Genomic DNA, 23,501 nt, shown 5'->3' on the forward strand with positions numbered 1-23,501 from the left:
ACACCGCACGGTGTGCCGGGCCGTTCCCGTGTCAGCGGGTGCCGCGCAGGCGGCGCCACGGGGTGAAGGTGAACACCGCGCCGCCGAGCAGGATCACCGTGCCGGCGACGAGGGCGAGGGCCTGGATGCCGCCCTCGTCCTCCGCGCCGGTCTCGGCGAGGCCGCCCGAGGTGGTGCTGCCGGTGGCGCTGGTGGAGGAGCCGGAGCCGCCGGGCTGGGCGGTGGTGTCCAGTTCCAGCGAGACGCCGCTGCTCGTCGCCTTGCAGGGGACGGTGATCGGCGTGGCGCCGGGGGCCATCGTGACGTCGATCGTCAGCTGGTCCGGGCTGAGCGTCACCTTGCCGGACCTGCCGGGCTTGTAGGTGCCGGTCATGTCGCTGAGGCTGACCGGTGCCTTGTCCGGGATCGGCTCGGCGTTGGCCGGTCCGGAGACCTTGACCGTGCCGCTGTCCGCCCCGCCGAGCTTCACGTCCATCGAGGGCTTGAGGGCCCCGGCGGGCAGGGCCATGGGCGCCGCCATCGCGCCCTTGGCGGTCTTGACGGTGAGGTCGTAGCTGCCGCCGTTCTTCTTGGCGTTGATCGTGACCGGGGTCTTGATGCCGCCCGGGACGACCGCTCCGCAGTCGAAGGCCACCTCGACGGCCTTGCCCGGGAAGTCGCTCTGGCCGCCTCCGCCGCCGCTGCCGCCCGAGGTGGTGGTGCCGCCGGACGCGGTGGAGCCGCCGGAGGTGGTGCCGCCCGAGGTGGTACCGCCGGCCGCCGTGCCGCCCGAGGTGGTGCCGCCCGAGGTGGTGCCGCCCGAGGTGGTGCCGCCTGAGGTGGTGCCGCCGCTGGAGCCGCCCGACACGTCGATGACGGCCCCGCCCTTGACCTCGCCGACCGGTGCGCACTTGGTGACGAAGGTGCCGAAGGAGAAGGTGACGGCGACGTCGTACTTGCCGGGCGTCAGGCTGATCCTGCCCGCCTTGGTGAGCTTCAGCTTGCCCTTCATCGTGGACATCTGCATGGGGGCCTTCTTGGGGATCGGCGGGTTCTTCTTCTCCCCGACGACCTTCAGCTCCCCGCCACCGCCGCCGACGGTGATCCAGCCGGTCGGCTGGACGGAGTCCTGCGGGATGTCCATCAGGTCCGTGTTGTTGGAGGCCGGCTTGACCGTCTCCCAGGACACGTCGACCTCGTCGCCGACCTTGGCCGCGGCCGGCGCGGTGATCTTGGCGGTGGTCTCGCCCTCCACCGGGGAGCCGCCGCCGGCCGGCGGCACGCACCTGACCTTGAACGTGGCCTCGGCGGCCTGGGCGGTTGGAGCCGTGATGGCGAGGCCCGCGCCGCCGAGCAGCAGCGCGACCAGGGCCGCGCTCACCCTCCGTCGGTTCTTCACGATGGTCCCTTCGTCGTCGAACGGTTCTCAGACGGTGCGGACGTCTGCGGTGCTGTCTCCGGCGCGCTGTCCGGGGTGAACCACGGCAGGACCGCCGTGGTGGTCGCGGGGGGTTCGGCCGGCCGCCCGGTACGGGCCGGCGCGGCCGGGCGCGAGGCCGGGCGCCGGGGCAGCCCGGGCAGCCGGGCGGTGACGGCCGCCGCGGCCTCGGCGGGCCGTACGCCACGGTGGCGTCCGGCGCCGTGCCCGGTGCGCGGCCGGACCCTGTCGACGACGGCCATGCCGGTGCGGAAGACGGCGGCGGGGACCACCACGAGGAGCAGGCCCCAGAAGAGCAGGACCCCGTACGGGCGGGACACCCCCCAGGGCTGGGTGGCCACGACGCTCTCGCCGTACTTGAGGGAGATCGTGTAGTCGCCGTGGGCCCCCGCGGGGAGGGTGACGTCGAGGGCGATCTCCGCCTTGCCGCCGGGCGGGACGGTCCCCTTCCAGCGGGCCTCCTCCCACAGCGGGGCGAACACGCCGTGGGCGGTGCCGAGCTGGAAGACGGGGTCCTTGACGGGGGCCGTGCCGAGGTTGCCGACGGTGACCTTGAACTTCCGGGAGGGCGGGGCACCGAACCAGGTCAGGACCCCGTCGTCGCCCTCCAGCCGGACCCCGGTGAGCATCGCGAGGCGGCCGGTGCCGGATTCGGCGGGCAGCTCGGCCACCGGATGGTCGGTGATCTTCAGGGGGACGGCGACGGTGGACCGGTCCCCGTTGACGGAGGTGACGTGGACGACGCAGGGGCAGGGCTTCGGCGGCGCCGCCACCGGCAGGCGGGCCGCGAAGCGCCCGTCCTCGGCGACGGAGACGGCCGCCCCGTCGGCGTTGGCGCAGCTGTTGGTGCCGCCGATCATGTTCTGCCCGCAGACGAGGAGCATCACCAGGGTCTTGGCCCGCCAGCCGGTGCCCGTGACGGTGATCTCGGTGCCCTTGGCGGCCTCCTGGAGGGAGAGCGCCGCGGTGGGTTCGCCCTCGTCCGCGGCCGAGGGGGCGGCGGGCAGGAGTGCGAGGGCGCACGCCGCCAGCCCCGCCAGGAGGGACCGGGCGATACCGCCCAACCGGGCGCCCGACCTGCCGCCGAACCTGCCGCGGACCTTGCCGCCGACCTTGGCACTCACCTGGAGGCTCCCGTCAGTTCGTGTTCCGGTGCGGGGGTCCTCGCTCCGGGCTTCCCGGAGGGCCCGCCGCCGGCCCCGCCCTGCGCCGGCCCGCACCGCGGGCGCCGGCCGCGTAGGAGGAACAGCGCGGCGAGCGCGGTCCCGCCGAGACCGAGCAGGCCGAGGCCCGTGGCGCCTGCGGCCCGCCACGGCACGAACCAGGCGGAGGCGGAGGCCGCGGCCTCGGCGCCGCCGGGGGCGGTCACGGTGACGGTGACGCGGACCCGGTCCAGGACCGGGGCTCCGGGCCAGGGCTCGGCCAGCTCGACCCGCTGGCCGGGGAGCAGTTCGACCGGCACGGCCCGCGGGCCGCGGCCCGGGACCTCCCCGAAGGCGCCCTCGGCGCGGATGTCCAGCTCGGGGGCGAGGGCGACGTTGCCGCGGTTGACCAGGGTGTAGGCGACGGCGGCGGCCGCGCCCCGGCCCCGTACGGCGACGTCCTCGACGGTGAGGGCGGCCAGCGTGGGGCCGCTGACCCGCAGGTGGACGCGTACGCCGACCTCCCGGCCGGCTTCGGTGGCGATCACGGCCGCGGGATGGTCGCCGGGCGGTGCCGCGGGCGGCACGGTGACGGTGAAGGGGACGAGCGCCCGGGTGCGGGGCGGGATCTTCACGGTGGCCGCGGCGCCGAAGCCGAACCAGGAGCCGGCGCCGCCCGCGCCGGGGGCGGGAGCCGCCGGTCGCACGGCGAAGGCGCCGTCGGCGGTGTTGTGGGCTTCGGCTCCGCGCAGGGTGACGGTGCGTTCCCGGTCGGTGGTGTTGGTCAGGGCGAGGCGGTCCTCCAGCACGGCGGCGGGGGCGCCCTCCAGGTAGAAGTACGGGCGGGCGCCGCCGGGCCGGGCCGCGGCCGTGCCGGCGGCGGGCTCCGCGGTCCAGCCCGGTTCGTCGGCGGCCGCGGGGGCGGTGGGCACCGTGTGCAGCGCGGCCGCCGCGAGCAGGACCAGCAGGAGGCGGGCGGTCCGCCTGGGGGTGTGGAGCACGGGCATGGCCGGGGTTGCTCCGTTCAGGACCGGGCCCGCCGGCCGCGCCGGGTCAGCCAGAGCACGCCGGCCGCGCCGGTGAGCATCACGGTGCCGCCGAGGGTGCCGAGGGCGAGGGCGGAGTCGGTGGGTCCGGTCTGCGGGAGGGTGTCGGGCGGCGAGTCGCCGCCGTCACCGCCGCCGGGCCCGCCTGCGCCGCCCGGGGCGGTGACGTCCAGTTCCAGGGAGGGCCCGGGGTTGTTGCCGGGGGTGCAGGTGGTCGTGGTGCCCATCGCCTTGATGGTGAGCACGCCCGCGGTGAAGGTGGCCTTGCCGCTCTTCCTGGGGGTGTAGGTGCCCGAGAGGTCGGTGATCTTGATGGGGGTGTCGGGCGGCACGGCCTCGGGGTTGGACGGGCCGGAGACCGGTACGGTCGCCTTCTCCGCTCCGCCGACGACGATGACGGCGCTGGGGCTCATGGCGCCCTTGCCGAGCTCGATGGGGCTGGACGAGACGCCCTTCTGGAAGGACATCGTCAGCTTGTAGCCGTCGCCCTCCTTGACGGCCTTGATGTCGATGGGCGACACCGCCGACTTGTCCCCGATCGGGGTCTTGCAGTCGTAGGCCACGTCGACGACCGCGGCGTGGGCGGCGGGGGCGGTGAGCAGCACCGCCGATCCGGCCAGCGCGGAGGCCAGCGCGAGCGCGGTGGAGCGTTTGCGGTCGGACACCTTCGTCTTCCCCTCGGGCCACAAATACCTGACGACACATCAGATCGGTGGCTCAAGGTACGCCCGGGGCCTTGCGGAGGGAAGACAAAGGACAGGCCCGGATCGACCGTTCGTCAGCAGGCGCGGACGCCCTTGCGCCACACCGCGGAAACGAGCGGTACGCCCGGCCGGTAGGCCAGGTGGACATGGCTGGGGGCGTCCAGCAGGGCCAGGTCGGCGCGGGCTCCCGGGGCCAGGACGCCGATGTCGCCGCGGCGCAGGGCGCGGGCGCCGCCGGCGGTGGCCGACCAGAGGGCCTCGTCGGGGGTCATCCGCATGTCGCGGACGGCCAGCGCGATGCAGAACGGCATGGAGCTCGTGTACGAGGAGCCGGGGTTGCAGTCCGTGGACAGCGCGACGGTCGCGCCCGCGTCGATCAGGCGGCGGGCGTCCGGCCACTGGGCGCGGGTGGAGAACTCGGCGCCGGGCAGCAGGGTGGCGACCGTGGTGTCCGCCGCCTGGGCGAGGGCGTCGACGTCGGCGTCGGTGAGGTGGGTGCAGTGGTCGGCGGAGGCGGCCTCCAGCTCCACGGCGAGCTGCACGCCGGGGCCGTGGGAGAGCTGGTTGGCGTGGACGCGCGGGATCAGCCCGGCGGCGGCGCCGGCGGTGAGGATCGCGCGGGCCTGGTCGCCGTCGAAGGCGCCCTTCTCGCAGAAGACGTCGACCCAGCGGGCGTACGGGGCGCAGGCCGCGAGCATCTCGCCGGTGACGAGGTCGACGTAGCCGGCGGGGTCCTCGGCGTAGTCCGGGGAGACGATGTGCGCGCCGAGGTAGGTGACCTCGTCGGTGTGCGCGGCGGCGATGCGCAGGGCTCGGGCCTCGTCGGCGACGGTGAGGCCGTAGCCGGACTTGGTCTCGAAGGTGGTGGTGCCCTGGCGGCGGGCCTCGTCGAGGTGGCGGACGAGGTTCGCCTCCAGCTCGGCGTCGGAGGCGGCGCGGGTGGCGGCGACGGTGGTGCGGATGCCGCCGGCGGAGTAGGCGCGGCCGGACATCCGGGCGTTGAACTCCTGGGTGCGGTCGCCGGCGAAGACGAGGTGGGAGTGGCTGTCGACGAAGCCGGGGATGACGGCGCGGCCCTGTGCGTCGTGCGCGGTGTCGGCGGCCGGGGCCTGTGCCGTCGGGCCGACCCAGGCGATCTTGCCGTCCTCGATGACGACGGCGGCGTTCTCGATGAGGCCGAGGGGGCTGCCGTCGCCGAGGGCGGGGTCGTTGGTGACGAGGCTGCCGATGTTGGTGATGGCCGTGGTGGTCACTGGGTTCCTCTCAGAGCTTGCTTGTCCCCGCCCCGCCCCTTCTCCGTTTCCCGGGGGCTCCGCCCCGGACGCCGCGGGGTAGGAAGAAAGCCCGCCGGCGGCACGGTCAGGAGCGCAGGGCTGCGATCGATGCGGCGAGGGCGGACGGGACGTCGGCGACCAGGGTGTGGTGGCCGTCGCGGACGATGTGGCGGCCGCCGACGACCGTGTGGCGGACGTCCGCGGCGGTGGCGGCGAAGACGGCCGTCTCGGCGCCGAGCCGCGGCGGCGGGCCGGCCGTGCGGACGGTGTCCAGGGCGACCGTGGTGAAGTCCGCGAGGGCGCCGGCCTCCAGGCGGCCCGCGTCGGGCAGCCCGAGCGCCGCGTGCCCGTCGCCGGTGGCGGCGGTGAGCAGCGCGTCGGCCGTCCAGTGGCCCCGCGTACGGCTGCGCAGGCGCTCGTTCAGCTCCATCGCGCGGGCCTCTTCGAGCAGGTCGATGACGGCGTGGCTGTCGCTGCCCAGGGAGAGCGGGCTGCCCGCCCGCTGGAGCCGGGTGGCCGGGCCGATGCCGTCGGCGAGGTCGCGTTCGGTGGTGGGGCACATACAGGTGCCGGTGCCCGTTGCGCCGAGCAGGGCGATGTCCGCGTCGGTGAGGTGCGTGTTGTGGACGCCGGTGGTGCGCGGGCCGAGCACTCCGTGGTCGGCCAGCAGCTGGCTCGGGGTGCGGCCGTGGGCGGCCTGGCAGGCGTCGTTCTCGGCGGTCTGCTCGGACAGGTGGACGTGCAGCGGCGCCCGGCGCCCCTCTGCCCAGCCCGCGACGGTGGCCAGCTGGTCCGCGGGCACGGCCCGCACCGAGTGGACGGCCGCGCCGATCAGGGCGTGCCCGCGGGGCTTGAGGGCGCTGACGCGTTCGGCCCAGGCGTCGGCGGTGCCGTCGGAGAAGCGCTGCTGGTGGGCGTTGGGCGCCTCGCCGAACCCGGACGAGAGGTAGGCGGTGTCGAGGAGGGTGATGCGGATGCCGGCCGCGGATGCCGCCTCGATCAGGGCCTCGCCCATGGCGTTGGGGTCGGCGTACGGGGTGCCGCCGGGCGCGTGGTGGACGTAGTGGAACTCGCCGACGTTGGTGATGCCGGCCAGCGCCATCTCGGCGTACACGGCGCGGGCGAGGGCGAAGTAGCGGTCGGGGGTGAGGTTCTGGGCGACCTCGTACATGAGCTCGCGCCAGGTCCAGAAGGTGCCGGAGCCGATCTGGACGACGCCGCGCAGGGCCCGGTGGAAGGCGTGGCTGTGCGCGTTGGCCAGCCCGGGGACGGTGAGTCCGCGCAGCACCTCGGCGCCGGGCGGCGGGGTCGGGACACCGGTGCGCAGGGCGCCGATCCGCCCGTCCTCGGTGACCTCCAGGGCCACGCCCGGCTCGACGCGGGTGCCGAGCCAGGCGTGCTCCAGCCAGTACGTCGTCAGCGGCATGCCAGGCCTTCCAGTACGTCGGCGAGGGCGAGGACGCCTGCCACGCAGTCGTCCTCGGCGGCGAACTCCCGCGGGGAGTGGGAGACCCCGGTGGGGTTGCGCACGAACAGCATCGCGGTCGGGACGGCGGCGGAGAGGATTCCGGCGTCGTGTCCCGCCCCGGTGCCCAGGACGGGGACGGACCCGCCCAGGATCCGGTTCATCTCGTCGCGCAGGGCGTGCTCGAACTCGACGACCGGGGTGAAGGACTCCCGGACGATCCCGAGGTCGATGCCGTCCTGCTCGGCGCGTTCGCGGGCGGCCTTCTCGATGGCGGTGACGACGGTGTCGAGGGTGGCCTGGTCGGCGGCGCGGGAGTCGAGCCAGCCGCGCACGAGCGACGGGATGGCGTTGACGCCGTTGGGCTCGACGGAGATCTTCCCGAAGGTGGCGACGGCCCCGGCGAGGGCGGCTTCGCTGCGGGCGGCCAGCACGGTCGCCGCGTACGTCAGCATCGGGTCGCGCCGGTCCACCAGGCGGGTGGTGCCGGCGTGGTTGGCCTCGCCGCGGAAGTCGAACCGCCAACGGCCGTGCGGCCAGATCGCGGAGGCGATGCCGACCCGGTCCCCGGACAGGTCCAGGGCACGGCCCTGTTCGACGTGGAGCTCGACGAACGCGCCGATCCGGGCGAGCCGTTCGGGGTCGGCCCCGATGGCGTCGGGGTCGTATCCGGCGGCCTCCATGGCCTGCGGCAGGCTGACGCCGTCGGCGTCGCGCAGCTCGTGGGCCTTCTCCTTGGTCAGCTGGCCGGCGGTGAGCCGGGAGCCGACGCAGGCGAGCCCGAAGCGGGCGCCCTCCTCGTCACCGAAGTTGGTGATGGCCAGCGGCCTGGCGAACGCCGCGCCCCTCCTGCGCAGTTCGTCCAGGGCCGCGAAGGAGGACACCACGCCGAGGGGGCCGTCGAAGGCCCCGCCGTCGGGGACGGAGTCCAGGTGCGAGCCGGTGACCACGGCGTCCCCGGCGAGGGGGTCGCCGAGCCAGGCCCACTGGTTGCCGTTGCGGTCGGTCTCGTAGGTGAGCCCGCGCGCCTCGGCCTGCTCCTGGAACCAGGTCCGGCAGTCGGCGTCGGCCCCGCTCCAGGCGTAGCGGCGGTAGCCGCCGGTGTCGGCGTTGCGGCCGACGGGCGCGAGGTCGGCCCACATCGCGTGGAACGACGGGGCCCCGCCGGGGCCCGCGGCCGGTCCGGCCGCGGGCGGGAACTCGGCCTCGCTCACGCGTCGTCGCCCTCGCGCATCGGGACGCGGACGCCGCGCTCGTCGGCGACCGTCTCGGCGATGTCGTAGCCGGCGTCGACGTGGCGGATGACGCCCATGCCCGGGTCGTTGGTGAGGACGCGGCGGATCTTCTCGCCGGCCAGCGGGGTGCCGTCGGCGACGGTGACCTGGCCCGCGTGGATGGAGCGGCCCATGCCGACGCCGCCGCCGTGGTGGATGGAGACCCAGGAGGCGCCGGAGGCGACGTTGACCATGGCGTTGAGCAGCGGCCAGTCGGCAATGGCGTCGGATCCGTCGAGCATGGCCTCGGTCTCGCGGTACGGGGAGGCCACCGAGCCGCAGTCGAGGTGGTCGCGGCCGATCGCCAGGGGCGCGGCGAGGGTGCCGTCGGCGACCATCTCGTTGAAGCGCTCGCCGGCCTTGTCGCGCTCGCCGTAGCCGAGCCAGCAGATGCGCGCGGGCAGGCCCTGGAAGTGGACGCGCTCGCCGGCCATCTTGATCCAGCGGTGCAGGGACTCGTTCTCCGGGAAGAGTTCGAGCATCGCCTTGTCGGTCTTGTGGATGTCGGAGGCCTCGCCGGACAGGGCGGCCCAGCGGAAGGGGCCCTTGCCCTCGCAGAACAGGGGGCGGATGTAGGCCGGGACGAAGCCGGGGAAGGCGAAGGCGCGGTCGTAGCCGGCCAGCTGGGCCTCGCCGCGGATGGAGTTGCCGTAGTCGAAGACCTCGGCTCCGGCGTCCATGAAGCCGACCATGGCCTCGACGTGCCGGGCCATGGACTCGCGGGCGCGGGTGGTGAAGCCGGCCGGGTCCTTGGCCGCGTAGGAGGCCATGTCGTCGAAGTCGACGCCGACGGGCAGGTAGGACAGCGGGTCGTGGGCGGAGGTCTGGTCCGTCACGATGTCGATCGGGGCGCCCTCGGCGAGCATCTGCGGGAGCAGTTCGGCGGCGTTGCCGAGCAGGCCGATGGAGAGCGGCCTGCGGGCGTCGCGGGCCTCGACCGCCAGCTGGAGGGCGTGGCGCAGGTTGTCGGCCTTGACGTCCAGGTAGCGGTGCTCGATGCGGCGGTCGATGGCGCGCGGGTCGACGTCGATGCAGATGGCGACGCCGTCGTTCATGGTGACGGCGAGCGGCTGGGCGCCGCCCATGCCGCCGAGGCCGGCGGTGAGGGTGATGGTGCCCGCGAGGGTGCCGTTGAACTTCTTCGCGGCGACGGCGGCGAAGGTCTCGTAGGTGCCCTGGAGGATGCCCTGCGTGCCGATGTAGATCCACGAACCGGCGGTCATCTGGCCGTACATGGTCAGGCCGAGGTGCTCCAGGCGGCGGAACTCCTCCCAGTTGGCCCAGTCGCCGACCAGGTTGGAGTTGGCGAGCAGCACCCGCGGCGCCCACTCGTGCGTCTGCATGACGCCGACGGGGCGGCCGGACTGGACGAGCATCGTCTCGTCCTGCTTGAGGGTCCGCAGGGTGCGGACCATCGCGTCGTACGAGCGCCAGTCGCGGGCGGCCTTGCCGGTGCCGCCGTAGACCACGAGCTTGTCGGGGTGCTCGGCGACCTCGGGGTCGAGGTTGTTCTGGAGCATCCGCAGCGCGGCCTCCTGCTGCCATCCCAGGGCGCTGAGCTCGGTGCCGCGCGCGGCGCGTACGGGGCGGGGTCCTGACATGGCGGGTGCCTCCTGGCGATGTTGGTAATTCCATTCACATACTCGCCCTCTGAATAGGTTCAGTCAACAGCTGCGGGCGGCCCCGTCGGATGGTGGGATGGCGGACATGGCCGCAGACACGGAGGGCGAGGGCGCCGCCGAGCGCCGGGATCGGGTCGTACGGGCCGCCGTCGAGCAGGGGCTGGTGGGCGGGTCGGACTCCTCGGCGCCCCTGGTCTGCCTGCTGGACACCGACGGGATCCGGGCCTCCGCCGCGGCCCTGACCTCGGCCTTCGCGGACGCCCTGGCGCCCGGCACGCCCGTCCTGCACGCCTTCGCGGTGAAGGCCGCCCCGCTCGTGCCGGTGCTGCGGCTGCTCGCGGCCGCCGGGCTGGGCTGCGAGGTCGCCAGCCCCGGCGAGCTGGCGCTGGCCCGCGCCGCCGGGGTGCCCGCGGACCGGACCGTCCTGGACTCCCCCGCCAAGACGGCCGCCGAACTGCGCGAGGCGCTCGCGCTGGGCATCGCCGTCAACGCGGACAACCGCCAGGAGCTGGAGCGCCTCGACGCCCTCGTCGCCGCGGCGCCCACCGCGTCCCCGATCGGGGTCCGGATCAACCCTCAGACCGGCGCGGGCGCCATCGCCGCGCTGTCCACGGCCACGTCCACCTCGAAGTTCGGCGTAGCCCTGCGCGATCCCGGGGCGCGCGAGTGGCTCGTACGGGCCTTCCTGGACCGGCCGTGGCTGACCCGCCTGCACGTCCACTCGGGTTCGCAGGGCGTCCCCCTGGAGCTGATCGCGCAGGGCGTACGGGAGCTGCACGCCCTGGCCGAGGAGGTCAACGCGGCGGCCGGGCGGCGCCGGATCGACACCCTCGACATCGGCGGCGGGCTGCCGGTCGACTTCACCTCCGACGAGGCGGCCCCGACGTACGCCCGGTACGTGGCCGTCCTGCGCGAGGCGGTCCCGGCGCTCTTCGACGGCTCGTACGGCCTGGTCACCGAGTTCGGCAGGTCGCTGCTGGCCAAGCACGGCCTGGTGCTGGCCCGGGTCGAGTACACCAAGGACAGCGGCTCCCGGCCGATCGCGCTCACGCACGCCGGCGTCCAGCTGGCGACCCGCACCGCGTACGCGCCGGCGGCCTGGCCGGTGCGGATCCTGCCGTACGACGCGAAGGGCGCCCCGAAGGCGGGCCGCCCGGTGGCCCAGGACGTCGCCGGCCCGGCCTGCTTCGCGGGGGACCTGCTCGCGACGGCCCGGGAGCTGCCGCCGCTGGCCCCCGGCGACCTGATCGGCGTACCGGACACCGGCGCGTACTTCTTCACGGCCCACTACGGCTACAACAGCCTGCCGCGCCCGGCGGTGCACGGCTTCACGGTGACCACGCGGGGCCGGGTCCGGTTCAGCCTGGCCAGGCCCGCGCAGTCCGCCGCGGAGATCGTGGCGGAGGCGGGCGGCGCCTTCGGGGACGCGCTGCTCTGACGGGCCGCTGCTGCGGTCCGCTCCGGCGGCCGGCGCTGCGGGCCGCCGCGGTGGGGTCGGGCTCAGCCGGCCAGGGTGGCCGCCAGTGCCGGGGCCAGGCCCGCGACCAGGTCGTCCGGACTCAGCGCGGTGACCGCGGGCAGCCGCAGCAGGTAGCGGGTCAGGGCCAGGCCCAGGAGCTGGGCGGAGACCAGGCCGGCCGTGCGGGCCGCCCGCTCGGGGCCGAGGGCCGCCGCCAGCGCCGGCGCGACCTGCGCCGCGAACACCTCCCGCATCCGGTCCGCGGCCTGCTCGTGGGTGACCGCCGAGCGCAGCAGCACCAGCAGGGCGTCGTCGGCCGGATCGCCCTCCCACCGCTCCACGAAGTGGCGCACGAGGGCGGCGGGGACCTCCGCGGCCGGGACGGCGCCCAGGTCGGGCAGGCGCAGGTCGACCGCCAGGGCGGCGTCGAAGAGCTGCTCCTTGCTGCCGAAGTACCGCATGACCATCGACGGGTCGATCGCCGCGTCCGCGGCGACCGCCCGGATCGTCGTGCGCTCGTAGCCCTGGGCGGCGAACCGCTGGCGTGCGGCGCGCAGGATCGCGGCCCTGGTCTGGTCGGATGAGCGTCGTTCCGTCATGCCAACAACCGTAGGCCAACAAACGTGTGCCAACAACTGTTGACACGCGCGGCCGCCCAGGCGCATCCTGATGTCAACAGCCGTTGGCCAACAATCGTTGGCAAGCCGGAGGAGGTCGCCATGACCAGCACCGCCGCACTCCCGCTCCCCGCCCGCACCGAGGTCGCCGTCGTGGGCGCCGGCCCCACCGGCCTCGCCCTCGCCGTGACCCTGGCGGAGGCCGGCATCGACTTCGTGCTCCTCGACCGGCAGGCCGAGGGCGCCAACACCTCCCGCGCCGCCGTCGTCCACGCCCGCACCCTGGAGGTCCTCGACGAGCTCGACCCGAGCGGCGCGCTGACCGCGGACCTCGTCGGCCGCGGCGTCCCCGTCTCCCGCTTCCGGATCCGCGACGGCGCCCGCCCCCTCGCAGCCGTGGACTTCGACCGCCTGCCCACGGCCCACCCGTACGCGCTGATGGTCCCCCAGTACGAGACCGAGGCCGTCCTCCTGGGCCGCCTGCGGGCGCTCGGCGGCGACGTCCACCGCCCGTACGAGGTGACCGGTGTCGTGCAGGACGCGGAGGGGGCCACCCTCACCACCGCCACCGGCGAGACGCTGCGCGCCGCGCACGTCGTGGGCGCCGACGGGATGCGCAGCGCGGTCCGCACGGCCGCCGGCATCGCCTTCGAGGGCGGCGCGTACGGGGAGTCCTTCGTCCTCGCCGACGTGGTCATGGACTGGGCCCCCGGTCCGCGCGAGGTCTCCCTCGTCTTCGGCGCCGCCGGGCTGATGGTGATCGCCCCGCTGCCCGGGGGCAGCGCGGGCAGCTCCGGGCGCTACCGGATCGTCGCCACCGTCGCCGAGGCACCCGCCGAGCCGGACCTCGCCTTCGTCCGGGGCCTGCTGGCCGAACGCGTCCCCGGCCAGGCGGCCGTCCGCGAACTCATCTGGTCCTCCCGGTTCCGGATCCACCACCGCGTCGCCGCCCGCTACCGCTCCGGCCGCCTCCTGCTCGCCGGGGACGCCGCCCACGTGCACAGCCCGGCCGGCGGGCAGGGCATGAACACCGGCATCCAGGACGGCTACGCCCTCGGCCGCGCCCTGGCCTCCGGCGACCTCGACGGCTACGAGGCCGCACGCCGCCCCGTCGCCCTGCGCGTGGTGGCCCTCACCGACCGGATGACCCGCGTCGCGACCGCCCGGAACCCGCTGCTCCGCGCCGTGCGCAACACGCTGCTGCCCGTCCTCTCCCGCATCCCGGCGCTGCGCATGCGCCTGGCCACCGAGCTGGCGGAGCTGGACTACCGCTAAGGGCTCGCGCAGTGACGCCCGGGTCCGCGCGGGACGACGCGGATCGGGGCGTCACTCCACGAAGAGCCCGCGGGCCGCCGCCCGGGTGTCGAAGGCCTCCAGGCGGGCCTGCGCGTCCGGCAGGGCGTCCGCCATCGCCTCCAGCAGCACCCGGCCCAGCAGCATCGGCGCGCAGGCGGTGTCGAAGGCGAGGCCGGTGCCGACCGGGGCGGGGATCAGGAGGTCCGAGTGGCGGGCCACCGGGGCGAAGGCCGAGTCCGCGACCGTCACCACGGTCAGGCCGGCCTTGCGGGCGCGTTCCAGCGTGTCCACGACCTCGCGGGGGTGCCGGGGCAGCGCGAAGCACAGCAGGGCCGTGGCCCCCTCGTAGCGGGCCGCGTCGATACGGTCCTCCATCATCGAGCCGCCCTCGTCGAGGAGCCGTACGTCGGGATGGACCTTGGCGGCGAAGTACGCGAAGCCGCGCGCCTGCGAGGACGCCGCCCGCAGCCCGAGCACCGGCAGCGGGGTCGAGGCGGCGAGCAGCCGCCCCGCCTCCTCGACCGGGGCGGGGTCGGCGAGCATCTCGGCGAGTTGCCGCAGGTTCTCGATCTCGCCCAGGACGGCCTGCTGGTACTCGTTGTACGAGTCCTCCCGGGCCGCGGCGGACCGCTCGGCCGGAGCCACCTCGCGCAGGTGCCTGCGCAGCGCGGGATAGCCGTCGAAGCCGAGGGCCACGGCGAACCGGGTCACCGACGGCTGGCTCACCCCGGCCAGGTCGGCCAGCTCGACGCTCGACAGGAACGGCACCTCCGCCGCCCCGCGCACCATGCAGTGCGCGATCCGCCGCTGGGTCGGTGTCAGCCGGTGCCCCTCGAACAGCGCCTGGAGCCGCGCCGCCGGGCTGTCGCTCATGCCGTCCCCCTCCGTCCCGGTGATTTATTCAGTCACGGAGCACTCTGCATGCGGTTATGCAGTGGGGCAAGCCGGTGCCCGCGATGCGGATACGCGGACCGGGACTCCGGGCTGCGGGGAGACGGCGGATACGGGGGCTGGCCCCAGTGCCGGGGGCTGCGGCGCTTCCTACGGTGGGGGCATGGACGCCCACACCCAAGAGCTGAAGAAGGAATTCGACGCGACGATGAAGGCCCGGCGGGACCTGGGCCCGGAGTACGAGGCCGCGCTGGTGGAATCGTTCGTCGAGAAGGTCGACACCCAGGTCCGGCGCCGGCTCGCCGAGGAACGCCTGGCCGCGGCCCGCGGCGAGAGCCCGTACGCCGACCCGGCCGGCGGGAACTTCGGCGAACGCTTCGGCTTCGCCGTCATCACCCTGGTCCTGGCGGTCCCGCTGTCGGCCATCGCCGCCACGCAGGCGGGCTTCGCGGGGCTGCTGGTGGCCTGGGCCGGGATCGTGGGGGTGAACTTCATCCACGCGGCCCGCCTGCGGCGCGCCCGGCCGGGCGACACGGGCTGAGACCTTCCCCGGCGGTGCGGCACCGCTGCGGGCTCCGCCCGCGAGTGAGCCGAGCCGGCACAAGGCGCCCCGGAGGCGAGCCGAGCCCGAAAAGAAGGGGGGTTGGCGCGGGGACCGCCGCACCCTCGCGGGCGAGGGGCGGGACGACGGCGGTCCCCGCGAAGGACACGGCCGGGTCAGGGCCGTCCGCGTCCATGGCGTTCGCGTGTCCGGGAGCCGCTCCGGAGTGCGCGAACACCGTCGGTGATGCCGGCCTGGTCCGGTCTCCCGGGCTCCTGCCGACAACCACCACTGTGCCGGAGCCGTGTTAAGGCCGTGCTGCTGTCACGTGTCCGGCCCGTACCGTTTGCGCGACGGCCGGAAAACGCGGGTGCCCGGGGCGGGCGGCGGGCCGTGGGCCCGCGCCCCGTCCCCGGGCGGGCAGCGGGCTACTTCGCGGTCTTCGCCAGGAAGGCGAGGAGGTCCTGGCGGCTCACCACACCGGTGGGCTTGCCCTCGACCAGCACGATCGCCGCGTCGGCCTCGCCGAGCACCGCCATCAGCTCGGACACCGGCTCGCCGGAGCCGACCTGCGGCAGCGGCGAGCTCATGTGCTTCTCCAGCGGGTCGGAGAGCGCGGCGCGCTGCGCGAACAGCGCCGCGAGCAGTTCCTTCTCGACCACGGAGCCGATGACCTCGGCGGCCATCACGTCGGGGTGGCCGGCGCCGGGCTTGACGATCGGCATCTGGGAGACGCCGTATTCGCGCAGCACCTCGATGGCCTCGCCGACGGTCTCCTCGGGGTGCATGTGGACGAGGGAGGGGATGCCGCCCTCCTTGTCGTCCAGCACGTCGCCGATGCGGGCGGACGGTCCGGCCTCCTCCAGGAAGCCGTGGCCCGCCATCCACTCGTCGCTGAAGATCTTGCTCATGTAGCCGCGGCCGCTGTCCGGCAGCAGGACGACGACCACGTCGTCCGGGCCGAGGCCCTCGGCGGCCTTCAGCGCGGCCACGACGGCCATGCCGCAGGAACCGCCGACGAGGAGGCCCTCCTCCTTCGCCAGCCGGCGCGTCATCTGGAAGGAGTCCTTGTCGGACACCGCGATGATCTCGTCGGTGACGTCGGGGTCGTAGGCGGTCGGCCAGAAGTCCTCGCCGACACCCTCGACGAGGTAGGGGCGGCCGGAGCCGCCGGAGTAGACCGAGCCCTCGGGGTCGGCGCCGATGACCTTGACCTTCCCGCCGCTGACCTCCTTGAGGTACTTGCCGGTGCCGGAGATCGTGCCGCCCGTGCCGACGCCGGCGACGAAGTGGGTGATCTTCCCGTCCGTCTGCTCCCACAGCTCCGGACCGGTGGTCTCGTAGTGCGAACGGGGGTTGTTCGGGTTGCTGTACTGGTCGGGCTTCCAGGCACCGGGCGTCTCGCGCACGAGGCGGTCGGACACGTTGTAGTACGAGTCCGGGTGCTCGGGGTCGACGGCGGTCGGGCAGACGACCACGTCGGCGCCGTACGCGCGCAGCACGTTGATCTTGTCCATGGACACCTTGTCAGGGCAGACGAAGATGCACTTGTAGCCCTTCTGCTGGGCCACGATGGCGAGTCCTACACCCGTGTTGCCGCTGGTCGGCTCCACGATGGTGCCACCGGGCTTGAGGGCTCCGCTCTGCTCGGCGGCCTCGATCATCCGTACGGCGATCCGGTCCTTCACGGATCCACCGGGATTGAAGTACTCGACCTTCGCAAGGACGGTGGCCTGCAGGCCTTCGGTCACACGGTTGAGCTTCACCAGCGGGGTGTTGCCGACGAGGCTGATCATCGAGTCGTGGAATTGCACCATGTTCTCCAAGGAGGGGACTCCACGGGTTCTCCGGGAGGTCCGGCCAGGGTATGCGGAAAGGGATTGACCGACCGCTCGTACGGGGCAGGTAGGGGTCAATGAGACGCGAGGAGGTGGCCTGAAGGATGTCCAGGGCGAGAACAGCCCGCCGGATCGCGGCGGGGGCAGCGTACGGCGGAGGCGGCCTCGGACTGGTCGGGGCCGCCGCGGTCGGGCTGGTTCTGGCGGAGGTGCAGTTCGCCAAGCGCACGGTGGGCACCGGGCTGGGCGAGCCGCCGCGCGCGGACGGGCTGTACGGGAGCGAGTTCGGCGGCCCGGAGCAGAGCCCGGGCCCGCTGCGGCTGGGCATGCTGGGTGATTCCACGGCCGCGGGCCTCGGGGTGCGCCGGGCCCGGCAGACTCCGGCGGCGCTGCTGGCCTCGGGGCTGGCGGCGGTCGCGGAGCGGCCGGTGGAGCTGCGCAACGTGGCCCTGTCGGGTGCCATGTCGGACGACCTGGACCGCCAGGTGGGGCTGCTGCTGGACCGGGACGCGCCCGCGCCCGACGTCTGCGTGATCATGATCGGCGCGAACGACGTGACACGCAGGATGCCGCCGACCCAGTCGGTGCGGCTGCTGACCTCGGCCGTGCGCCGGCTGCGCCTGGCGGGCTCCGAGGTCGTCGTGGGCACCTGCCCGGACCTCGGCACGATCGAACCGGTGTACCAGCCGCTGCGCTGGCTCGCGCGCCGCGTGTCACGGCAGCTGGCCGCCGCGCAGACCATAGGAGTGGTCGCGCTGGGCGCCCGTACGGTGTCCATGGGGGACCTGCTGGGCCCCGAGTTCGCCGCGAACCCGCGCGAGATGTTCGGCCCGGACTCCTACCACCCGTCGGCGGAGGGGTACGCGACGGCCGCGATGGCCGTGCTGCCGACGCTGTGCGCCACGCTCGGCCTGTGGCCGGAGTCGGACCGGCTGGACGTGTCGCGCGACGAGGACATGCTGCCGGTGGCGAAGGCCGCGTCGGCGGCGGCGGGCCAGGCGGGTACGGAGGTCACGGCGGTCCGCGGCCCCTGGGTCCTGCTCAAGCACCGCCGGCGGCGGCGGGTGCCGGGCGAGGACCCTGCCCCCGCGGCCCCGGACGCGGCCGGGCTCGCCCCGTGACCGCGGGTCCTGCCGCTCACGGCCGGGGAGGCGCACCCTTGGGGGTGCGGGCCCCGGCCGGCCGGGCCGGCGGGAGCGACCGGCATCACACCCCCAGGCCGGTGACCTCGACCGTACGGGGCGGTAACTTCGCATCCGGTCCCGCAACGACGCACCCCTTGGAGTCCCGATGCCCGAAGCCGTCATCGTTTCCACCGCCCGCTCTCCCATCGGGCGCGCCTTCAAGGGATCCCTCAAGGACGTCCGCCCGGACGACCTGACCGCGACGATCATCCAGACCGCCCTGGCGAAGGTCCCCGAGCTGGACCCCCGCGAGATCGACGACCTGATGCTGGGCTGCGGCCTGCCGGGCGGCGAGCAGGGCAACAACCTGGCCCGCATCGTGGCCGTGCAGATGGGCATGGACTTCCTCCCGGGCACCACGATCACCCGCTACTGCTCCTCCTCGCTGCAGACCTCCCGGATGGCCCTGCACGCCATCAAGGCGGGCGAGGGCGACGTGTTCATCTCCGCGGGCGTGGAGATGGTGTCGCGGTTCGCGAAGGGCAACTCGGACTCCTGGCCCGACACCCACAACCCGCTCTTCGCCGACGCGGAGGCCCGTACGGCCGCCGTCGCCGAGAGCGAGGGCTCGTCCTGGCACGACCCGCGCGAGGACGGCCTCGTGCCCGACGCGTACATCTCGATGGGCCAGACCGCGGAGAACCTGGCCCGTCTGAAGGGCGTGACCCGCCAGGACATGGACGAGTTCGGCGTCCGCTCCCAGAACCTGGCGGAGGAGGCCATCAAGAACGGCTTCTGGGCCCGCGAGATCACCCCGATCACCACCCCGGACGGCACGGTCGTCTCCACGGACGACGGCCCGCGCGCCGGCGTGACCCTGGAGGGCGTGCAGGGTCTCAAGCCCGTCTTCCGCCCCGACGGCCTGGTGACGGCCGGCAACTGCTGTCCGCTGAACGACGGCGCCGCCGCGCTGGTCATCATGAGCGACACCAAGGCCCGGGAGCTGGGCCTGACGCCGCTGGCCCGGATCGTCTCCACCGGCGTGACCGGCCTCTCCCCCGAGATCATGGGCCTGGGCCCGGTCGAGGCGTCGAAGCAGGCCCTGAAGCGGGCCGGCCTGACGGTCGGCGACATCGACCTGTTCGAGATCAACGAGGCCTTCGCGGCCCAGGTCATCCCGTCGTACCGGGACCTGGAGATCCCCCTTGAGAAGCTGAACGTCAACGGCGGGGCCATCGCCGTGGGTCACCCCTTCGGGATGACCGGCGCCCGCCTGACCGGCACGCTGATCAACAGCCTGCAGTTCCACGACAAGCAGTTCGGCCTCGAGACGATGTGCGTGGGCGGCGGCCAGGGCATGGCGATGGTGATCGAGCGGCTGAGCTGAGCCGTGGCGGAGGGTAGGGGTCGCGCGGCCGTGCCGATGTCGGCTCCGCCGCGTGGCGAGCGCGGCACCTGCCCGCAGCGGTGGCGAGGTTCAGCGCGACCACAAGGCAGAGCGGCTGAGCTGAGCCGTGGCGGGGCCGCCGGGGCCTCGGGTGTTCGTTGCCGAAAGTAGGCTCGCGACTACTGGATCAAGAACGGGGCCAGGCGCCCCTTGGCGGCACGGGCCGTACTGACGCCGGTTCTAATCCCGTCGCGGCCTACCTGTGACCGAATCTCCCCCAGGATGTGACCTATGTCCTGGGGGATCGGTGTTTATGCAGGTCAGAACGTGCACAGGGGTGCAGGGTGTGACGAAAGCCCTGTCCATTTCGTGACGTAATGCACTGCACGCCATTCCCAGGCCGGGACACTCTGATGTAGGAAGTCGGGGGATCGAATCACCTCAGGAGTTAGTCAGTGAGCGCCATGTCTCTTGCCCTGCTGCTGACCACGGCCGCTGCCACCGCCGTGGGCGCTGCTGCTCTGCACGCCGTCCACGGTCTGCGCAAGCAGGTCTCCGCCCTGCGCAGTGAGCTGGCGGTGCCGGTCCACGCCCGCGCCACGACCGTCCCGCACGCCCGCCACGCCGCCGAGTCCCCCGCCGCGGAGATACGAGCCGCCGTGGCCGAGGCCCTGGCCGAGGAGCGCGAGCGGGAGCTGGCCGAGGCGCGCGCCTTCTGGGCCGCGCAGGAGGCCCGCGACGCCGCCGACGCCCCTTCGCTGCTGGGCGGCCTGCCCGGGCTCGGCGAGGACAACCCGGTCTTCCTGCCCCGGCAGGCCGATCTGGTGGGCCTGGAGCCGGTCATGGGCGAGGAGGTGCTGGACGAGCTTCCCGGGTACCCGGAGGACTCGGCCGAGCTGGCCGCCGCCCGCCGGCGCCACCCCTCGCACCCGGACTTCGTACCGGTCCAGGCCTCGCACCCCGGCGCCGACCACGAGCGCACCGTGAACCGGCTGGAGGAGCTCGCCGAGGCCCGTACGGCCCTCGCGGACGTCCGTCCCGGCCCGCTGGGCACGCTCGACGTGTACGTCTTCACCGACGGCACGACGCTGTGCATGACGCCCGGGCACCGGGAGACCGCGGAGCGCCTGGCCGAGGCACTGCGCTCGGGCACCGCCCCGGTCCTGCTCGGCGGCTCGGGGATCTCCGGCGCCTACGCCCTGACGTTCTCCTGCGGCGACTCCGAGGACCCCGACAGCAACGTCTACATCCTCGCGGACCGCGTCATCGCGTCGCTCTGACCTCCGCCTGCTCCACCAGCGATACGGCCTCGTCCAGCATCTCGGACGGGGCCTTCGCGCCGTCCGGGGCGCCCTGCCGGTCGCGCAGCGCCTCGGCGAGGTCCAGTCCGGCCACCGCCACCTGGTCCCCGACGACGAAGATGCCCGCGTCCGGCATCGTCCGCGGCGCCTCGCCGGGCGCCTCCAGCCGCTGCGCCCGTGCGGAGAGGTCGCGGGCCAGCTCCAGCGCCACGGCGGCCGCCCCTTGCTGGAGGCGGCTCTGCGGGGCGGCCCGCAGCCGGTCGGCGAAACGTTCCACGGCGGCGCTCAGGGGCGAGGTATCAAGCACCCGGCCGACCCTACGCGCCGTCCGGGCACCATTGCCAATGGGCGAACTCTCCGGCACGGTGGCGTGAAGAGAACAGCACGGCAAACCTTCCGGAGGCGCCCATGTCCGTAGAGTTCTCCGAGCAGACCCACCGCAACATGATCGACAGAATCCCCCGGACCACCGGTCGTGAGGTTTCCGACTGGCTCCGCACCGTCGACGAAGGCCCCTCCCTCGTCCGGTTCGAGGAGAAGGTCAGCTGGCTCCGCGGCGCGCACGAGCTGTCGTACGGCCAGGCCAAGGCGATCATCCACGAGTACGACCTGCGCAGAGCCGCCCGCCGGTTCGGCTGACCCCCTCCCCCGACCCCCGTAAGTCCCTCCACGCGCGGGAAGGCCCCGCGAGCTGTCGCTCGCGGGGCCTTCCCCGTGCCGTGTGCCGCACCGCGCGGGCCGGGCGGCCCGCAGGTGCTGCTAGTCGTCGCCCGAGAGGATCGAGAAGATGCGCAGCATCTCGACGTAGATCCACACCAGGGTCATGGTGAGGGCGAAGGCCGCCAGCCAGGCCTCCTCGCGCGGGGCACCGTAGGTGATGCCGTCCTCGACCTGCTTGAAGTCGAGGGCGAGGAAGCAGGCGCCGAGGATGACACCGATGGCGCCGAACAGCAGGCCGAGGCCGCCGCTGCGGAAGCCGAGGCCGTCACCGCCGCCGAAGACCGCGAACAGCGAGTTCACGAGCATCAGCAGGATGAAGCCGAGGGTCGCGGCCATCACGAAGCCGTAGAAGCGGCGGGTGACGCGGATCCAGCGCATCTTGTACGCGAAGAGCACGGCGGCGAAGACGCACATCGTGCCCATCACGGCCTGCATGACCACGCCGGGGCCGAGGTAGGTGCTGACGGCCGCGCTGATGACGCCGAGGAAGACACCCTCGAACGCCGAGTAGGCCAGGATCAGGCCCGGGACGGGCTTGCTCTTGAAGGACTGGATCATCGCGAAGACGAACGCGACCAGCGCGGCGCCGATGCCGATGGCGTACGACATGCCGAGGTTGGCCGGGTCGACCGGCAGCAGCACCCAGGAGAGGGTCGCCGTCACGATGAGCGTGCCGAGCGTCATGGCCGTACGGCTCACGACGTCGTCCATGGTCATCGCGTTGGTGCGCGCCGGCGCCTGCGGCATACCCGTGGCCGGGTCGGTCGCGTAGGGGTTGGTCGCGTACGGGTTGGTCCCGGCCTGCTGGTGCTGCGCGTCAAAGCCCGCGTAGCCACCGTTGTCGCGGCTGAACCCCCGTCGCGAGAAGACCGGGTTACTGCTCCTCATCTCACTCCTCCGTGGCCACCGAGCGCGGCCTTGCAACAAGAGTAATGCGCTCGCAAAGAAAGCACCCTACTGCTGGAGGAGGATCTTAGGAGAAGGCACGGCGAAGCGCAGGGGATAAACGAGGGAGCCTCGCCGGAGCCGCGAGGAGGACCCGGCCAGAGCTGCGGAGTGCCCGGAGCCGGACTTGAACCGGCACGACCCGAAGGCCAGCGAGGTTTAAGCTCGCCGTGTCTGCATTCCACCATCCGGGCAGGGCGTGGCGGCCCCCGTGGAAAAAGCCTTGAACGCTGTGCCGAGCCTATCCGGAACACACTCGCCGCCGGTCGGCCGTCTATCCGATGTTGTCTGATTTTATTGGCGCTTGAGGGTCCGTCAGGCCCCAGAATGCACGGTCGGCCCGTTCTGGACGTCGATCACCGCCTGTACGGGAATGACGGGATTTCGATGGCTCGCGCCACCCCGTGCGCCACCCTGCACGCCACCCCGGGCCACCGCCCGTCGACCAGGGCTCCCGCCATCTCCTGCCGGAGTCGTTGTCATACCAGAGGAGGAGGCGCGCCCGCCCGCCGTCAGTCTGGAGTGGGCCCGGGAACAGGTACGGCGGCTGATCCGCGACAGGTAAGGGCGCGGTGAAGATGGAGGAGTCCCGCACAACAGACCGAGGAGCCGTCCCGTGACCACCATGAACTACGCCCCGCACACCGCCCAGGCCGTGGCCGCGCGAGCCACCGGCCTCTCCAAGGTGTACGGCCAGGGCGAGACCCAGGTGGTCGCCCTGGACAACGTCTCCGTGGACTTCGGCCAGGGGCAGTTCACCGCGATCATGGGCCCGTCGGGCTCCGGCAAGTCCACCCTGATGCACTGCGTCGCCGGCCTGGACACCTTCTCCGCGGGCTCCGTCCGCATCGGCGAGACCGAGCTGGGCTCCCTCAAGGACAAGCAGCTCACCCAGCTGCGCCGGGACAAGATCGGCTTCATCTTCCAGGCGTTCAACCTGCTGCCGACGCTGACCGCCCTGGAGAACATCACGCTCCCCATGGACATCGCCGGCCGCAAGCCCGACCAGCAGTGGCTGGACACCGTGGTGGACATGGTCGGCCTCTCCGGGCGCCTGGGCCACCGGCCCACCCAGCTCTCCGGCGGCCAGCAGCAGCGCGTGGCGGTGGCCCGCGCCCTGGCCTCCCGCCCCGAGATCATCTTCGGTGACGAGCCGACCGGAAACCTGGACTCCCGCTCCGGCGCCGAGGTCCTCGGCTTCCTGCGCAACTCCGTCCGCGAGCTCGGCCAGACCGTCGTGATGGTCACCCACGACCCCGTCGCCGCCTCCTACGCCGACCGCGTCATCTTCCTCGCCGACGGCCGGATCGTCGACGAGATGCTCAGCCCCACCGCCGACGGCGTGCTGGACCGCATGAAGGCCTTCGACGCCAAGGGCCGCACCAGCTGATCCGGCTCCCGCCCCGGCCCTTCCTCCAAGACTTCCAGCCCCAGGACT

The 23,501-nt window shown here is 73.6% G+C and carries 21 protein-coding genes and 1 tRNA gene; 8 read left to right on the top strand and 14 right to left on the bottom strand.

The window, feature by feature from the left end; genetic code table 11:
- Positions 1–31 precede the first annotated feature (31 nt).
- The 8 genes from AVW11_RS17590 to hutU form a co-directional block, all read right to left on the bottom strand.
- Complete coding sequence (locus tag AVW11_RS17590) at positions 32–1,378, bottom strand: hypothetical protein (protein WP_143568861.1); 1,347 nt, start codon at positions 1,376–1,378, stop codon at positions 32–34.
- A complete protein-coding gene (locus AVW11_RS17595) occupies positions 1,375–2,448 on the bottom strand; it encodes a hypothetical protein (RefSeq protein ID WP_107423290.1) in 1,074 nt (357 codons plus the stop codon). Before AVW11_RS17595 ends, AVW11_RS17590 begins: the two co-directional genes overlap by 4 nt.
- An 89-nt stretch (positions 2,449–2,537) precedes the next feature.
- Positions 2,538–3,566 (bottom strand): COG1470 family protein, encoded by a 1,029-nt coding sequence (locus AVW11_RS17600; protein WP_076044636.1) that lies wholly within the window; start codon positions 3,564–3,566, stop codon positions 2,538–2,540.
- Positions 3,567–3,583: 17 nt separating this feature from the next.
- The gene (locus AVW11_RS17605) at positions 3,584–4,270 is read right to left on the bottom strand and encodes an LPXTG cell wall anchor domain-containing protein (RefSeq protein WP_060179889.1); all 687 of its coding nucleotides are present in this window, start codon (positions 4,268–4,270) and stop codon (positions 3,584–3,586) included.
- 113 nt (positions 4,271–4,383) lie between these two features.
- Positions 4,384–5,562 (bottom strand): imidazolonepropionase, encoded by a 1,179-nt coding sequence (hutI, locus tag AVW11_RS17610; RefSeq protein ID WP_060179890.1) that lies wholly within the window; start codon positions 5,560–5,562, stop codon positions 4,384–4,386.
- 106 nt (positions 5,563–5,668) lie between these two features.
- Positions 5,669–7,009 (bottom strand): formimidoylglutamate deiminase, encoded by a 1,341-nt coding sequence (locus tag AVW11_RS17615; protein ID WP_060179891.1) that lies wholly within the window; start codon positions 7,007–7,009, stop codon positions 5,669–5,671.
- Positions 7,000–8,190 (bottom strand): allantoate amidohydrolase, encoded by a 1,191-nt coding sequence (locus tag AVW11_RS17620; RefSeq protein WP_060179935.1) that lies wholly within the window; start codon positions 8,188–8,190, stop codon positions 7,000–7,002. The genes AVW11_RS17615 and AVW11_RS17620 overlap by 10 nt, the downstream gene beginning before the upstream one ends.
- A 68-nt stretch (positions 8,191–8,258) precedes the next feature.
- The gene (gene hutU, locus AVW11_RS17625) at positions 8,259–9,923 is read right to left on the bottom strand and encodes a urocanate hydratase (RefSeq protein WP_060179892.1); all 1,665 of its coding nucleotides are present in this window, start codon (positions 9,921–9,923) and stop codon (positions 8,259–8,261) included.
- Between the two features lie 106 nt (positions 9,924–10,029).
- Here hutU and AVW11_RS17630 point away from each other — a divergent pair, with 106 nt between their 5' ends.
- Positions 10,030–11,382, top strand: coding sequence for a type III PLP-dependent enzyme domain-containing protein (locus AVW11_RS17630; RefSeq protein ID WP_076044668.1), 1,353 nt, complete (start codon positions 10,030–10,032; stop codon positions 11,380–11,382).
- A gap of 62 nt (positions 11,383–11,444) precedes the next feature.
- Here the strand turns inward: AVW11_RS17630 and AVW11_RS17635 are convergent, their stop codons facing one another.
- Positions 11,445–12,002 carry a TetR/AcrR family transcriptional regulator gene (locus AVW11_RS17635; RefSeq protein ID WP_060179893.1) on the bottom strand — a complete coding sequence of 186 codons (558 nt, stop codon included), beginning with the start codon at positions 12,000–12,002 and terminating at the stop codon, positions 11,445–11,447.
- Positions 12,003–12,122: 120 nt separating this feature from the next.
- On the opposite strand from AVW11_RS17635, the gene AVW11_RS17640 reads away from it, so the two are divergent.
- Positions 12,123–13,295 carry an FAD-dependent oxidoreductase gene (locus tag AVW11_RS17640; protein WP_076044638.1) on the top strand — a complete coding sequence of 391 codons (1,173 nt, stop codon included), beginning with the start codon at positions 12,123–12,125 and terminating at the stop codon, positions 13,293–13,295.
- Positions 13,296–13,346: 51 nt separating this feature from the next.
- On the opposite strand, the gene AVW11_RS17645 is transcribed toward AVW11_RS17640, so the two are convergent.
- Positions 13,347–14,189: a MurR/RpiR family transcriptional regulator gene (locus AVW11_RS17645; protein WP_060179895.1), complete on the bottom strand. Its 843-nt coding sequence runs from the start codon at positions 14,187–14,189 to the stop codon at positions 13,347–13,349.
- 181 nt (positions 14,190–14,370) lie between these two features.
- Between AVW11_RS17645 and AVW11_RS17650 the strand changes: the two genes are divergently transcribed.
- Entirely contained in the window at positions 14,371–14,748 is a 378-nt protein-coding gene (locus AVW11_RS17650) for a hypothetical protein (protein WP_030846539.1), read from the top strand.
- 428 nt (positions 14,749–15,176) lie between these two features.
- Here AVW11_RS17650 and AVW11_RS17655 read toward each other — a convergent pair whose 3' ends face one another.
- The gene (locus AVW11_RS17655) at positions 15,177–16,562 is read right to left on the bottom strand and encodes a cystathionine beta-synthase (RefSeq protein ID WP_030846537.1); all 1,386 of its coding nucleotides are present in this window, start codon (positions 16,560–16,562) and stop codon (positions 15,177–15,179) included.
- A 128-nt stretch (positions 16,563–16,690) separates the two neighbouring features.
- On the opposite strand from AVW11_RS17655, the gene AVW11_RS17660 reads away from it, so the two are divergent.
- The 3 genes from AVW11_RS17660 (at position 16,691) to AVW11_RS38025 (ending at position 20,377) form a co-directional block, all read left to right on the top strand.
- On the top strand, positions 16,691–17,707 hold the full coding sequence (locus AVW11_RS17660; RefSeq protein WP_030846536.1) for an SGNH/GDSL hydrolase family protein: 1,017 nt from the start codon (positions 16,691–16,693) through the stop codon (positions 17,705–17,707).
- A gap of 169 nt (positions 17,708–17,876) precedes the next feature.
- The gene (locus AVW11_RS17665) at positions 17,877–19,097 is read left to right on the top strand and encodes an acetyl-CoA C-acetyltransferase (protein WP_030846535.1); all 1,221 of its coding nucleotides are present in this window, start codon (positions 17,877–17,879) and stop codon (positions 19,095–19,097) included.
- A 464-nt stretch (positions 19,098–19,561) separates the two neighbouring features.
- Entirely contained in the window at positions 19,562–20,377 is an 816-nt protein-coding gene (locus tag AVW11_RS38025) for a hypothetical protein (protein ID WP_030846534.1), read from the top strand.
- On the opposite strand, the gene AVW11_RS17675 is transcribed toward AVW11_RS38025, so the two are convergent.
- Positions 20,361–20,705: a hypothetical protein gene (locus AVW11_RS17675; RefSeq protein ID WP_030846533.1), complete on the bottom strand. Its 345-nt coding sequence runs from the start codon at positions 20,703–20,705 to the stop codon at positions 20,361–20,363. The genes AVW11_RS38025 and AVW11_RS17675 overlap by 17 nt on opposite strands.
- 101 nt (positions 20,706–20,806) lie before the next feature.
- Here AVW11_RS17675 and AVW11_RS17680 point away from each other — a divergent pair, with 101 nt between their 5' ends.
- A complete protein-coding gene (locus AVW11_RS17680) occupies positions 20,807–21,037 on the top strand; it encodes a DUF4287 domain-containing protein (RefSeq protein ID WP_030846530.1) in 231 nt (76 codons plus the stop codon).
- Between the two features lie 120 nt (positions 21,038–21,157).
- Here the strand turns inward: AVW11_RS17680 and AVW11_RS17685 are convergent, their stop codons facing one another.
- Together AVW11_RS17685 and AVW11_RS17690 are read right to left on the bottom strand one after the other, a co-directional pair.
- Positions 21,158–22,006: a Bax inhibitor-1/YccA family protein gene (locus tag AVW11_RS17685; protein ID WP_060179897.1), complete on the bottom strand. Its 849-nt coding sequence runs from the start codon at positions 22,004–22,006 to the stop codon at positions 21,158–21,160.
- A gap of 169 nt (positions 22,007–22,175) precedes the next feature.
- Positions 22,176–22,257, bottom strand: a tRNA-Leu gene (locus tag AVW11_RS17690).
- A 431-nt stretch (positions 22,258–22,688) separates the two neighbouring features.
- On the opposite strand from AVW11_RS17690, the gene AVW11_RS17695 reads away from it, so the two are divergent.
- Positions 22,689–23,453 (top strand): ABC transporter ATP-binding protein, encoded by a 765-nt coding sequence (locus AVW11_RS17695; RefSeq protein WP_106981591.1) that lies wholly within the window; start codon positions 22,689–22,691, stop codon positions 23,451–23,453.
- The last annotated feature ends 48 nt before the right edge of the window (positions 23,454–23,501 follow it).

It is taken from the genome of Streptomyces amritsarensis, assembly GCF_001953875.1.
Lineage (GTDB): Bacteria > Actinomycetota > Actinomycetes > Streptomycetales > Streptomycetaceae > Streptomyces > Streptomyces amritsarensis.

What these genes read in the sequence shown, in the direction of transcription:
- AVW11_RS17695 (WP_106981591.1), top strand. Translation starts at nt 22,689, where the DNA reads ATGAACTACGCCCCGCACACCGCCCAGGCCGTGGCCGCGCGAGCCACC.
- AVW11_RS17685 (WP_060179897.1), bottom strand. Translation starts at nt 22,006, where the DNA reads ATGAGGAGCAGTAACCCGGTCTTCTCGCGACGGGGGTTCAGCCGCGAC.
- AVW11_RS17630 (WP_076044668.1), top strand. Translation starts at nt 10,030, where the DNA reads ATGGCCGCAGACACGGAGGGCGAGGGCGCCGCCGAGCGCCGGGATCGG.
- AVW11_RS17600 (WP_076044636.1), bottom strand. Translation starts at nt 3,566, where the DNA reads ATGCCCGTGCTCCACACCCCCAGGCGGACCGCCCGCCTCCTGCTGGTC.
- AVW11_RS17660 (WP_030846536.1), top strand. Translation starts at nt 16,691, where the DNA reads ATGTCCAGGGCGAGAACAGCCCGCCGGATCGCGGCGGGGGCAGCGTAC.
- AVW11_RS17680 (WP_030846530.1), top strand. Translation starts at nt 20,807, where the DNA reads ATGTCCGTAGAGTTCTCCGAGCAGACCCACCGCAACATGATCGACAGA.
- hutU (WP_060179892.1), bottom strand. Translation starts at nt 9,923, where the DNA reads ATGTCAGGACCCCGCCCCGTACGCGCCGCGCGCGGCACCGAGCTCAGC.
- AVW11_RS17615 (WP_060179891.1), bottom strand. Translation starts at nt 7,009, where the DNA reads ATGCCGCTGACGACGTACTGGCTGGAGCACGCCTGGCTCGGCACCCGC.
- AVW11_RS17645 (WP_060179895.1), bottom strand. Translation starts at nt 14,189, where the DNA reads ATGAGCGACAGCCCGGCGGCGCGGCTCCAGGCGCTGTTCGAGGGGCAC.
- AVW11_RS17620 (WP_060179935.1), bottom strand. Translation starts at nt 8,190, where the DNA reads ATGTGGGCCGACCTCGCGCCCGTCGGCCGCAACGCCGACACCGGCGGC.
- AVW11_RS17665 (WP_030846535.1), top strand. Translation starts at nt 17,877, where the DNA reads ATGCCCGAAGCCGTCATCGTTTCCACCGCCCGCTCTCCCATCGGGCGC.
- AVW11_RS17650 (WP_030846539.1), top strand. Translation starts at nt 14,371, where the DNA reads ATGGACGCCCACACCCAAGAGCTGAAGAAGGAATTCGACGCGACGATG.
- AVW11_RS38025 (WP_030846534.1), top strand. Translation starts at nt 19,562, where the DNA reads ATGTCTCTTGCCCTGCTGCTGACCACGGCCGCTGCCACCGCCGTGGGC.
- AVW11_RS17635 (WP_060179893.1), bottom strand. Translation starts at nt 12,002, where the DNA reads ATGACGGAACGACGCTCATCCGACCAGACCAGGGCCGCGATCCTGCGC.
- AVW11_RS17640 (WP_076044638.1), top strand. Translation starts at nt 12,123, where the DNA reads ATGACCAGCACCGCCGCACTCCCGCTCCCCGCCCGCACCGAGGTCGCC.